The sequence below is a fragment of the Brachybacterium sp. HMSC06H03 genome, assembly GCF_001807385.1.
Taxonomy (GTDB): Bacteria; Actinomycetota; Actinomycetes; order Actinomycetales; family Dermabacteraceae; genus Brachybacterium; species Brachybacterium conglomeratum.
Window position 1 is genome coordinate 1 of the sequence record NZ_KV788724.1, and the last position, 11,058, is coordinate 11,058.

Annotated in this window: 10 protein-coding genes; 8 read left to right on the plus strand and 2 right to left on the minus strand. The window is 74.2% G+C overall.

What is annotated here, in order from left to right; genetic code table 11:
• Positions 1 to 2,041, minus strand: a 2,041-nt coding sequence (locus HMPREF3159_RS05550) for an FAD/NAD(P)-binding protein (RefSeq protein WP_070500044.1), incomplete at its 3' end; no start/stop codon positions are given.
• Positions 2,042 to 2,188: 147 nt separating this feature from the next.
• On the opposite strand from HMPREF3159_RS05550, the gene HMPREF3159_RS05555 reads away from it, so the two are divergent.
• The 7 genes from HMPREF3159_RS05555 to HMPREF3159_RS05585 all read left to right on the plus strand — a co-directional run bounded on the left by HMPREF3159_RS05555 (position 2,189) and on the right by HMPREF3159_RS05585 (position 9,734).
• Positions 2,189 to 3,235, plus strand: a complete 1,047-nt coding sequence (locus HMPREF3159_RS05555; RefSeq protein WP_141748091.1) for an amino acid ABC transporter permease — start codon at positions 2,189 to 2,191, stop codon at positions 3,233 to 3,235.
• Positions 3,232 to 4,302 carry an amino acid ABC transporter ATP-binding protein gene (locus HMPREF3159_RS05560; protein ID WP_070500045.1) on the plus strand — a complete coding sequence of 357 codons (1,071 nt, stop codon included), beginning with the start codon at positions 3,232 to 3,234 and terminating at the stop codon, positions 4,300 to 4,302. Before HMPREF3159_RS05555 ends, HMPREF3159_RS05560 begins: the two co-directional genes overlap by 4 nt.
• Positions 4,299 to 5,312 (plus strand): transporter substrate-binding domain-containing protein, encoded by a 1,014-nt coding sequence (locus HMPREF3159_RS05565; protein ID WP_070500046.1) that lies wholly within the window; start codon positions 4,299 to 4,301, stop codon positions 5,310 to 5,312. Before HMPREF3159_RS05560 ends, HMPREF3159_RS05565 begins: the two co-directional genes overlap by 4 nt.
• Entirely contained in the window at positions 5,309 to 6,397 is a 1,089-nt protein-coding gene (locus HMPREF3159_RS05570) for an LLM class flavin-dependent oxidoreductase (protein WP_070500047.1), read from the plus strand. The genes HMPREF3159_RS05565 and HMPREF3159_RS05570 overlap by 4 nt, the downstream gene beginning before the upstream one ends.
• On the plus strand, positions 6,394 to 7,767 hold the full coding sequence (locus HMPREF3159_RS05575) for an LLM class flavin-dependent oxidoreductase (protein ID WP_141748092.1): 1,374 nt from the start codon (positions 6,394 to 6,396) through the stop codon (positions 7,765 to 7,767). Before HMPREF3159_RS05570 ends, HMPREF3159_RS05575 begins: the two co-directional genes overlap by 4 nt.
• 311 nt (positions 7,768 to 8,078) lie before the next feature.
• Positions 8,079 to 8,996, plus strand: a complete 918-nt coding sequence (locus HMPREF3159_RS05580; protein ID WP_070500048.1) for a LysR family transcriptional regulator — start codon at positions 8,079 to 8,081, stop codon at positions 8,994 to 8,996.
• A 138-nt stretch (positions 8,997 to 9,134) separates the two neighbouring features.
• Complete coding sequence (locus tag HMPREF3159_RS05585) at positions 9,135 to 9,734, plus strand: hypothetical protein (RefSeq protein WP_246821486.1); 600 nt, start codon at positions 9,135 to 9,137, stop codon at positions 9,732 to 9,734.
• A gap of 21 nt (positions 9,735 to 9,755) precedes the next feature.
• On the opposite strand, the gene HMPREF3159_RS05590 is transcribed toward HMPREF3159_RS05585, so the two are convergent.
• Positions 9,756 to 10,040 (minus strand): YciI family protein, encoded by a 285-nt coding sequence (locus HMPREF3159_RS05590; RefSeq protein WP_010551819.1) that lies wholly within the window; start codon positions 10,038 to 10,040, stop codon positions 9,756 to 9,758.
• Between the two features lie 297 nt (positions 10,041 to 10,337).
• Between HMPREF3159_RS05590 and HMPREF3159_RS05595 the strand changes: the two genes are divergently transcribed.
• Positions 10,338 to 10,880 carry an ArsR/SmtB family transcription factor gene (locus tag HMPREF3159_RS05595; protein WP_070500049.1) on the plus strand — a complete coding sequence of 181 codons (543 nt, stop codon included), beginning with the start codon at positions 10,338 to 10,340 and terminating at the stop codon, positions 10,878 to 10,880.
• Positions 10,881 to 11,058: the final 178 nt, after the last annotated feature.

Here is an 11,058-nt window from a genome sequence, read left to right on the forward strand (position 1 = left end):
GCAGCGCCGTGCGGGTCAGGGCCGAGCCGATCTTGCCCGGGCCGAGCACGCCGAGCCGCGGGGTGTGCGGGGCGCGGACGGCGACAGGGGCGAGCACCGGGATGCCGCGGTCGGCCTCCCCTCCCTCGGGCTCCTCGGCCTCCGGCCGGGGAGCGTTTCCGCTCAGCGCGGTCTCGAGCAGCTCGCGGGCGAGGGCGTCGTTGCGGCGGTGGCAGGGGGCGTTGGTGTGCGGGCGGGCGAAGGCGGCGATGGGCAGCTCGGAGGTCCAGGGGCCGACGGCCCACAGCCGCTCGCGCGCCGTCCCGTCGGGGCCGATCACGCGGTGGCGGGCGTCGGTGTCGAGGGCGCCGGGCGAGGCGGCGGACTCCCGCCCGAGGGCGGCGTCGCCGCCCGTGACCAGGTCGCGCAGCAGCGGGTTGGTCGACTCCTGCAGCGAGGGCTCGGGCAGGAAGGCGTCCACGAGCGCGCCGGCCTCGACACCGACGCCGGTGGCGCCGCGGGCGCGGAACCGGCCGCTGGTCTCGTCGGCCGTGACCCGCAGGCCCGGTCCGAGGAAGCGGATGATGCCCGCGCGCTCGAGGGCGAGCAGCTGCTGGAGGCGGTGCGGGGGCGGGCCGGAGTCGACGAAGCTGAACAGCGAGTGCCACCAGCGGGGGTAGTCGCCGCGGGCGCCGCCGCGCACGCGGGTCGCGGGAAGCTGGTCCACCAGCACGCCGTGCAGGCGCAGCAACAGCTGGAAGAGGGTGCGGGCGGCGGTGACCTCGCCGCCGATGCGGTCGCGCAGGTCCGCCTCGATGTGGCCGACGACGGCATCGCGCGTGGCCTGCTGCGCGGCCTCGGGCAGCGTGGTCGCGCCGAGATCGGAGAGCGGCTCGTCGAGCCAGGCCAGCGGCTCCTCCCCCTCCTGCGCGAGAGGCGCTCCGGGGACCTGGTGGGCGATCTCGGCGGCGATGAGCGGCAGCACATCGATGCGGAAGTCGAGCAGGCCGTGCTCGTCCTCGAGGGCGCGGAGGTTCGCGGGGGTGACGTGCACGAGCTCGCCGAGCCCGGTCGGGGCGCCCTCGTCGCGCACCTTCGAGTGGTAGGGGACGCCGCGGCGGGAGCCGACCCAGAGCCGGGGCTCCTCGCCGGAGGGGAGGTAGTCCAGGCGACCTCGCAGATCGGCGGCCGCGTCCGCTCCCGCGCTCTCCGCCTCGGCGGCGGGCACGAAGCGGCCGCCGCGCCCCTCGGTCAGCAGCGCCATGAGGTCGATGAACGCGAGTCCCATGCCGCGCACGATCACGTCCTGCCCGGCGCCGAGCAGCTCGACCTGCGCGTCGGAGGCCTGGGAGGGGCCGAGGTAGGTGCCGCCGTGACGGCGGGCGAAGGCGGCGAGCTCGTGGCGGGCGGCGTTCGGGCGGGAATCGGTGTGGCCGGCGGCCAGCAGCAGCAGGTCGGCGGGCAGGGGGGCGCGGTCCTCGAGCTCGACGTTCCAGGTCGCGGGACCGTCGCCCGCGCGCACTGCCGTCGCGGTGGTGCGGTGCACGGTCACGGACACGGTCGAGGGCAGCGCCGCGAGCACCTGCCCGAAGAACCACTCGAGGTAGAGCGCCTGGACGCGCCGGGAGGCGAAGTCCGTCGGCCCGAGCGCGTGGATCTCGGCGAGACGGGTGGTGCCGGCCGTCGGCGCGGCGATCGTGCCGCGGCGGATCCCGTCGGCCCATTCGGCCAGCGACGGGCCGGCGACCACGGGCCCCTCGGCCTCGACGGTCTCGTCGGTGAAGATCGAGACGTCCGCGGCGCGGGAGTTCATCAGCAGCAGGGGGCTCTCCTCGGCGCGCCAGATCCGGCCGGCGCCGGGCATGTGCGGGTCGATGATGTCCACGTGGAGCGGCGCCTGGGCGAGACGCTCGGCCGTCCCGGGCACGCCGGCGTTCGCGCCGAGCCGCTCGAGCACGCCGATCGCGCGCGGCCCGCCGCCGACCATCACCAGGCGCGACGGGGCGCCGCGGCGGGTGTCGTCCGCGCTGGTGGGGGTCGGTGCGCTGTGCCGGGAGTTCATGCGTGCGGGTCCCTTCCGAGGTGCCTCTGTGTCACAACGTGACGTGTCATAGTCGCCACCTTGCATCTGCATTAGATTCGCTTATAACGTCGAGCCTCGCAAGCCTCGACCGGCCTGCGGTTCACGTTCCGTCACGGAAGGCACACCATGACCTCCTCCGTCGTCACCCACGACACAGCCCGCCGCGCCGACGCGCCCGGCGCCGCCTCGGGGACCGACGTCATGTCGTGCCCGCCCGGAACCGGACCCGCGGACCGCGGCTCCCTCGGCGCCGTGAGCGACGAGGAGCTCTCCCGCCTGCGCGTGATCCCCGCCCGCCACCCGGGCCGGATCGTGCTCGCGGTGCTGGTGGGCCTGCTCGCCGCCGCGGTGCTGTGGTCCTTCGTGACCAATCCGCGCTGGGAGTGGGGCGTGGTCGCGCAGTGGTTCTTCGCCGAGTCGATCATCCGCGGGCTGCTGGAGACGCTGAAGCTCACCGTGCTCGCCGGCGCCGTCGGCTTCGGACTGGGCCTCGTCCTCGCCCTGATGCGCCTGTCGAAGTCCTCCCTGATCTCGTCGGTGAGCTGGACGTTCTCCTGGATCTTCCGCTCCACGCCGCTGCTGGTGCAGCTGCTGCTCTGGTACAACCTCGGCTACCTCTACGAGCACATCACGCTCGGCATCCCGCTGACCGACGTCACCTTCGTCGACGCCCGCACCAGCGACCTGATGACCCCGATGATCGCCGCGGTCCTCGGGCTCGGCCTGCACCAGGCCGCCTACGCCGCCGAGCTGATCCGCGGCGGGATCCTGTCGGTGGACCAGGGCCAGATCGAGGCCGCCAGCGCCCTGGGCATCCCCGCCCGCGACCGCTCGCTGCGGATCGTGCTGCCACAGGCGATGCGCGCGATCCTCCCCACCGCGTTCAACGAGATCATCGGCCTGGTGAAGGGCACCTCGATCGTGTACGTCCTCGCGCACGCCGAGCTGTTCTTCACGGTGCAGCTGATCTACGGCCGCACCCAGCAGGTGCTGCCGATGCTGCTGGTCGCGACGGTCTGGTACGTCGTGATCACCTCGCTGCTCTCCGTCGGGCAGTACTACATCGAGCGCCACTACTCCAAGGGTGCGGTGCGCACCCTGCCGCCCACCCCGCTGCAGCGGCTCCGCGCCCGCCTCGGCCGCCGCCCCGTCACCGCAGGAGCCGCCGCATGAGCCCGCTGACCTCCCTGCTGCGCCGCCGTTCGGCCGACGGGACGCAGAAGCCCGCCGGCGCCCGTTCGGCCGACGCGACCAGCCCGTCGGCCACCCAGCCCGACCCGTCGGTCACCCGGCCCGGCACGTCGGCCTCCCGGTCCGCCCGGCCCGGCCCGTCGGCCGACGGCCCGCGCGGCGGTCTCGTCGAGATCCGCGGGGTGCACAAGTCCTTCGGCGACCTCGAGGTGCTGCGCGGCATCGACCTCACGATCGCGCCCGGCGAGGTGACCGCGATCCTGGGCCCCTCGGGCTCCGGCAAGTCCACCCTGCTGCGCTCGATCAACCATCTCGAGCCCGTCACCAGCGGCCTGATCAGCGTTGACGGCGAGGTGATCGGCTACCGCCGCGACGGCGACCTGCTGCACGAGCTGCGCGAGCCCGAGGTGCTGCGCCAGCGCACCGCGATCGGGATGGTGTTCCAGTCCTTCAATCTCTTCGCCCACATGACGGCGCTGGAGAACATCACGGAGGCGCCCCGTCGGGCGCTCGGCGTGAAGCGCACCGAGGCGGAGGCGCATGCCCGGGAGCTGCTCGCGCTGGTGGGCCTGTCCGAGAAGGCGGGCGCCTATCCGCGCCAGCTCTCCGGCGGCCAGCAGCAGCGCGTCGCGATCGCCCGCGCCCTCGCCCTGCGCCCGAAGGTGCTGCTGTTCGACGAGCCGACCAGCGCCCTGGATCCCGAGCTGGTCGACGAGGTGCTCGCGGTGATCCGTTCCCTCGCCAGCGCAGGGACCACGCTCGTGATCGTCACGCACGAGATCTCCTTCGCCCGCGACGTCGCCGACACCGTGGTGTTCATGGACCAGGGCCGGATCGTCGAGCAGGGCCCTCCCGCGCAGGTCATCGACTCCCCCACCCATGAGCGCACCCGCTCCTTCCTGCAGCGGGTCAGCGCGGAGACCGCCGGCCCGTCGGCCGCGGGCGCCGAGGCGACCGACGCCGACGCGCTCGACTCCGCCCGCGACGCCTCCGTCGACCCCGCTCCCGTCGGCACCGCCTCCAGCACCCCCTCGAAGGACCTCTCATGACCCGCCCTGCTCGCGCACGCCTGCGCCCCACCCGTCGCACGGTCGCCGCCGGCGGCCTGCTGCTCCCGCTGGGCCTGCTCGCCGCCTGCGCCGATCCGGTGGCCGTCCCGGGAACCGCCGCAGGCGACGCCGCCGGGGCCGCGGCCTCCGAGGGCGACGGCGGCACCGCCCCCACCATCGACACCTCCGGCACCCAGGAGCTGATCCGCGCGGAGGTCGAAGAGGAGATCGCCGCGCTGGTGCCTGCGGAGATCGCCGAGTCCGGCGTGCTCCGCGTGGGCATCAACGGCGCCTCCCCGCCGCCGCTGTCGTTCCTGGCCGACGACAACCAGACCTACATCGGCTCCGAGATCGACATCGCGCGGCTCGTCGCCGACAAGCTGGGCCTGGAGTTCGAGCAGAGGCTGACCACCTGGGAGAACTGGCCGCTGAAGCTCGAGGGCGGCGAGTTCGACGTGGTCCACGCGAACGTCGGCATCAACGCCGAGCGCCTGGAGAAGTTCGACTTCGCCTCCTATCGCGCCGCCTACATGGCCTTCCTCGTGCAGAAGGGCGCCGAGGGCTGGCTCGAGAACGCGAACACCCTGTCCGGGAAGATCATCGCCGTCGGCGCCGCGACCAATCAGGAGAAGATCCTCGTCGACTGGAACGCGGAGCTCGAGGCCGCCGGGAGGGCGCCGGCGGAGCTGAAGAACTACTCCACCGAGGCCGACACCCTCCTCGCCCTCGGCTCCGGCCGCGTCGACGGCTACCTGGCGCCCTTCCCCACGCAGAGCTTCACCGCCTCCCGCCGCGACGACATGGAGGTGCAGGGCAGGATCGACGCCGGCTGGCCCGACCAGACCCTCGTCGCCGCCACCCTCCCCGCCGGCACCGGCCTCGCGGAGCCCTACGCCGCCGCGCTGAACGCCGTGATGGCCGACGGCACCTACGCCCAGGTCCTCGAGCGCTGGCAGCTGAGCGACGAGGCCCTCCCCGAATCCCGCGTCCACACCAAGGAGAACCCGTGAGCACCACCGTCACGCCCGACGAGACGACCCGCCCGGGCGCCACGCCCGGCACCGATCCGTCGGCCGGCCCCTCCGCCGAGGGAGGCGCGGGCGCGCTGCCCGTCCTCGCCGTCGACCTCGTCACCGCACCGTCCCTGCTGGAGGGCCTCGCCCCGCTCGCCCGCGGCCTCGAGGAGGCCGGGATCGGCGCGCTGACCCTCAGCGACGGCGGCCTGCACCCGATCCACGTCGCCGCGCACCTCGCGCCGCTGACCCGGGGGATCGGCCTGCTGCCCCGCACCGACGCGATCTACGTCGAGCCGTTCCACCTGGCCACGCAGCTGATGAGCCTGGACCACATCAGCCACGGCCGGGCCGGCTGGCTGCTGCAGGCCGAGACCGACCCGTCGGCCGCCGAGGCCGTGGGCCGCGAGGTGCTGGGCCTGGAGGCGACCGCCCGCGAGGCCGCCGACGTGCTCGAGGCCGCCCGCACGATCTGGGGCACCTGGGCGCCGGACGCCGTCGTGCGCGACACCGAGCGCGGCGTGTACGTCGACGCCTCGCGCCTGCAGTACGCCGATGTCGAGGCGGAGACCTTCTCCGTGCGCGGCCCCGCGATCACGCCCCGCTCCCCGCAGGGCCTGGTCCCCGTCCTCGTCGCCGACACCGACCGCGCCGCCGCCGGCGAGCGCGTGAGCGACGAGCTGGCCGACGGGCGGGTGCTGGACCTCGACGTCTCCGGCGGGGCCCGCGTCGAGGAGCTCGCCGCGCAGATCGGCTCGGCCCTCGCGGAGACCGGCACGGAGGCGGCGTCGGGCGCGGGTGAGCAGGCCGATCCGTCGGCCGCCTCGCAGCAGGTGCGGCTCGTGCGCCTGGTGGGCCTGGACCTCGAGGCCGACCCGCTGGGCACCGTCCGGCAGCTGGCGGACGAGCTCCGCTCCCGCGGCCTGATCGCCCCTGCCCCGGCCGCGTCGGACGGATCTGGCTCCGCTTCGGCCTCGCGCCGCACCCTCCGCGACCTGCTGGGCCTGCCCGAGGCCCCCTTCCAGCTCGATCCCGCCCGGCGCGCCGACCGCGCCCGCCTCACCTCCGAGGAGAACGCATGAGCACCGCCATCACCCCGCTGTCCGACGCGCCGCTGTCCGAGGAGGCCGCCGCGCTCGCGACCGGCCCCGCCGAGCACCCGCTCCACCCCGCGCACACCCCCACCGGACAGCTCTCCTTCGGCGCCTTCTTCCAGGGCGTGAACTCCTCGACGATCTGGCGCCTGCCCGAGAGCGGCGATCAGGTCGCGTGGGAGTCCTTCGAGTCGCTGGTCCGCACCGCCGAGCGCGGGAAGTTCGCGGCGTTCTTCCTCGGCGAGGGCCTGCGTCTGCGCGAGCACCGCGGCGTGCCCTTCGAGCTCGACGTCGCCGGCCGGCCCGACGCCCAGACGCTGCTCGCGGCGCTGGCCGGCGTGACCGAGAAGATCGGCCTGGTCGCCACGCAGAACACCACCTTCAACGACCCGGTCGACCTCGCGCGGCGCCTGCAGACCCTCGACCTGCTCTCCGGCGGCCGCGCCGGCTGGAACATCGTCACCACCGACAACGCCTGGACCGGCGAGAACTTCCGCCGCGGCGGCTACCTCGACCACGCCGACCGCTACACGCACGCCGAGGCGTTCCTGCAGGTCGCCGAGCAGTACTGGGCCGGAGAGAAGATCTCGCACGACGGCGCGCACTACACGGTGCACGCCCAGGGCGACCTGCCCCGCTCCGCGCAGGGCCGGCCCGTCCTCTTCCAGGCCGGCGCCTCCCCCGCCGGTCAGGACTTCGCCGCCCGCACCGCCGACGTCATCTTCTCCCCGCACGGCTCCCTCGCCGCGGCTGTCGAGTTCCGCCGCAGCATCGTCGAGCGCACCGTCGCCGCGGGCCGCGACGCAGGCGCCGTGAAGATCCTCCCGGGCGCCGAGATCATCCTCGCCCCCACCGAGGCGGAGGCCGACGAGAAGGTGCGCTGGGTGCGCGACCACCAGATCGGCCCCGAGCAGGCCATCGCCCTGCTCGAGCAGTACTGGGGCCGCGACCTCTCCGAGTTCGATCCCGAGGGGCCGCTGCCGGACGTGCCGCCGGAGGTCGTCGAGTCCGGCGTGACCCGCGGTGCCGGCTTCCAGTTCGAGAAGGCCGAGCAGCTCCCCCGCCAGTGGCGGGAGGAGGCGGCCGAGAAGGGCCAGAGCATCCTCGAGTTCGCGCGGGTGAAGTCCGGGGCGCGCCGCGGCGAGTTCACCGGCAGCTACGACGCCGTCGCGGACCGGCTGGTGGAGTTCGCGCGGCTCGGGGCGATCGACGGCCTGAACATCACGCCGTGGCTGATCCCCTCGGGGCTCGACGACATCGTCGACCACCTCATCCCGCGTCTGCAGGAGCGGGGCGTGTACCCGACCGAGTACGCCGGCACCACGCTGCGCGAGAACCTGGGCCTCCCGCCGCTGTGACCCGGTGAACGGGGCGGGGCTGGGGCGGGGCAGCCGATCACGGCCCCTCCCCCGCCCCGTCGCCGCTGCCACTCACCTTTTGCTGGCGCCACGACTCATCCGGCCCGCCGCATGAGTCGTGGCGGCAGCAAAACCTGCCGCGCTTCGGCCGATCCGAGCCCAAGCACGGCGCTGGGTTCATCGACTCGCCGCGCTGCCAGAGAAGTCATACGGCGTCGAGCGGACCCCGGTGCCCTCTCTCACCGAACCACCCAGAACGCCGTCGGCGAAGTCATAAGCCAGGCTTGCCACTGCCGGATACCATGGCAGCCATGGACCCCCGCAGGCTTCTCATCTTCCGGACCGTCGTGCGCAACGGCTCGATCGGCGCGGGCGCGCGCGAGCTGGGCTGGACCCAGCCGGCCGTCTCCCAGCACCTGGCCGCGCTCGAGAAGGAGGTGGGCACGCAGCTGCTGCTGCGCTCCTCCTCCGGCGTCACCCCCACGGAGGCGGGCTCGCGCCTTGCCCTGCACGCCGAGGCGATCGCCGCGCAGCTGCACGCCGCGGAGGAGGAGCTCGCCGACATCACCGCCCTGCGTCGCGGGACGGTCAAGTTCGGCACCTTCCCGTCGGCCGCGGCCGTGCTGCTGCCGCCGGTGCTTGCTCGCCTGAGCGAGAGCGCCCCGGACCTCGACGTCACCTTCGACGAGCTCGAGCCGCCGGACGCGGTGCCGGCCGTGCGCGAGGGCGATCTCGACCTCGCGCTCGTGTTCCGCTATCCCTGCAGCGACATCGGCGACGAAGGCGCCCTGGAGTGGACCCCGCTGATGGAGGACCGCGTGATGGCGGTGCTGCCGGCGGCTCATCCGCGCGCCCAGGACCCCGACCTCACCCTCGCCGACCTCGCCGAGGAGCCGTGGATCGCGGGCTGCGAGCGCTGCCGCGCGAACCTGCTCTCGAGCGCACGCCGCGCGGGATTCTCGCCGCAGGTGCGCCACTCGACCGACGACTCGATCGTGGTGCAGCGCCTGATCACGCACGGCGGCGGCGTCGCGCTGATGCCCGAGACCACCCTCGAGGCCGCCCCGCCCACCGACGATCTCGTGGTGCGCCACCTGCCCGATCTCGACGACCGCATGATCGGCCTGATCAACCGTCGCGGCGCGCTGTCGATCCCGGCCGTCGCCGCGCTGAAGGACGCTCTGGTCGCCGAGACCACCGGGCGCCTCGCCACCGCCGCATTGATCTGACGCCGCGGCTCAGCCCCGCCTGCACAAAGGGGACTCCAGCAGCACGTCGCGGAGCTGAGCTCCAGCGCGTGCCGCTGGAGTCCCCTTCCTGCAGATCGCTCTCGCCGCGGGCCCAGGCGACGGCCGTACCCTGGGCAGGTGTCCGGCACCGATCCTGCCCCGTCCGCACCCCGCGTCCCTGCCCGGGCGTGGCTGCGGCCCGTTCTGCTGCTCGTCGGCGGCGCTCTGCTCACGCTGCTGATGGTGCTGGCCGATCAGCTCATCGCCGCAATCGCGGTGGGCGCGTTCTCCCTGTTCATGGCGTACTGGACGAGTCCGCTGCGCTCCGGCCCGCACACCCCGCTCGCCGACGCGCAGGCACCGATGCGGGAGGCCGACGGGACGGCGCCGACGATCGTGCTCTGGGCGCCCGGGGACCCGGCCTCGGCGCGTCTGCAGGCCGCGATCCGTGCGCCGCGCGAGGACCTGATCTGGGTGAACGTGTTCAAGGACCCGGCGGCGCAGCAGCTGCTGGGCCGGTACGGCGGGGAGCGGATGCTGCCCCTCGCGCTGCAGGGCGAGGACGCCGCGCGCATCGACAGTGTCTCCGAGCTCTTCGCCTTTCAGGACCGGACCAGGCAGGACGGAGCGCCCGGCGGCGCCACGGGGGCAGGGTCGACGACGCCTGACCTCGGCGCCGATCCGTCGGTACACACCGAGGAACCGGGCTGGGACGAGCCCGGCTCGCCGCGCCTCTGAGAGGGCGCGGCCGTCCCCGGCTCAGGCGCCGGGCAGCTCCCCGATCACGACCTTCCACTCGCGCGCGACGCGGTCCACGATCACGCGCTCGCGCTTGAAGGGGTCGCCGTCGAGCTTGGCGAGCGCGTCCTCGGCGGAGTCCGCGACCACGATCAGCAGCGCCTCCGAGCCATCGTCCAGCGGGCCCGACAGCAGCAGCGTGCCCTCGCGGAGCAGCTCGGCGAGGTGCTCGCGGTGCTCGGGCCGGAACGTCGCCAGGCGCTGGGCGTCGTCGATGTAGGTGTACTGGACGGCGAAGACGGCCATGGATTCTCCTCGGTGCGCGGCGGCCGACGGCGATGCCGGCCGATGATCTCCCGCCCATCCTGCCGCACCGCGCGCCGCGGCCGACGGGACGTCCGGGGCCCGGGGTGCGGCGCCCGGCCCCGACAGCACAGGCCCGGGCCCGGTGGTCCTGACCGGGCCGCGCCCGCCGTCGCCTCACCGCTCCGCGCCACCTCTACCCTCCGCACACCCACCACCATTCCGTTCCTCCGTAATTCCGGATACTCTGATCGTGGTCGACGGCCACCGCCGCCGATCCGTCACCTCAGGAGGTGGGACATGGCCGAGGATCCGGAGCTTCTGCGACGGCTGGATGCGCTCGAGCGCCGGATCGCGCAGCTCGAGGAGCCCGCTGCGCCCGATCCCGCGCCTGTCGACGCCTCTCCCGCCGGCGCATCATCGCGCCCCTCCCCCGACGAGGACCCGTTCTGGGCCCTCACCGCGATGAAGGCGCAGGTCCCTGCCCCGGGTGCCGTCGTCTACGCCGGCAGCGTCGAGGTCGGGGCGGGGCACGTGGAGTACCAGTGGGGCCGCCCCACCGAGCACCTCCTGGCCGCGGACTGGGCCGAGCGCGCCGAGACCGTGGCCGCGCTCGGTCATCCTCTGCGGCTCGCGATCCTGCGCCGCCTGGTCGAGGGTGAGCACACCGTCGCGCAGCTGGTGGACGAGCTGGAGCTCGCCTCGACCGGCGTCGCCTACCACCACCTCTCCGCTCTCCAGGCCGGCGGCTGGGCCACGTCCCCGCGCAGGGGAAGCTGGGCGATCCCGCCGAGCCGCATCGTCCCGCTCCTCGCCATCGTCACCGCCCTCGAGAAAGGCTGACCATGCCGGACCTGCCTGAGACCCCACCCCACGACGCCCCTGGCCCCTCGAGCGACGCCCCGTCGGCCGACGGTCCCGAGCAGTCCGCCCACGCCGCGCACGCTTCTCACCACGCCCGCTCAGCCCGACCGGCCCGCCCGGCGCGGCGCACCGTCCTCACCGCGGCCGTGCCCGCGGC

What these genes read in the sequence shown, in the direction of transcription:
- HMPREF3159_RS05575 (WP_141748092.1), top strand. Translation starts at nt 6,394, where the DNA reads ATGAGCACCGCCATCACCCCGCTGTCCGACGCGCCGCTGTCCGAGGAG.
- HMPREF3159_RS05565 (WP_070500046.1), top strand. Translation starts at nt 4,299, where the DNA reads ATGACCCGCCCTGCTCGCGCACGCCTGCGCCCCACCCGTCGCACGGTC.
- HMPREF3159_RS05555 (WP_141748091.1), top strand. Translation starts at nt 2,189, where the DNA reads ATGACCTCCTCCGTCGTCACCCACGACACAGCCCGCCGCGCCGACGCG.
- HMPREF3159_RS05580 (WP_070500048.1), top strand. Translation starts at nt 8,079, where the DNA reads ATGGACCCCCGCAGGCTTCTCATCTTCCGGACCGTCGTGCGCAACGGC.
- HMPREF3159_RS05560 (WP_070500045.1), top strand. Translation starts at nt 3,232, where the DNA reads ATGAGCCCGCTGACCTCCCTGCTGCGCCGCCGTTCGGCCGACGGGACG.
- HMPREF3159_RS05590 (WP_010551819.1), bottom strand. Translation starts at nt 10,040, where the DNA reads ATGGCCGTCTTCGCCGTCCAGTACACCTACATCGACGACGCCCAGCGC.
- HMPREF3159_RS05595 (WP_070500049.1), top strand. Translation starts at nt 10,338, where the DNA reads ATGGCCGAGGATCCGGAGCTTCTGCGACGGCTGGATGCGCTCGAGCGC.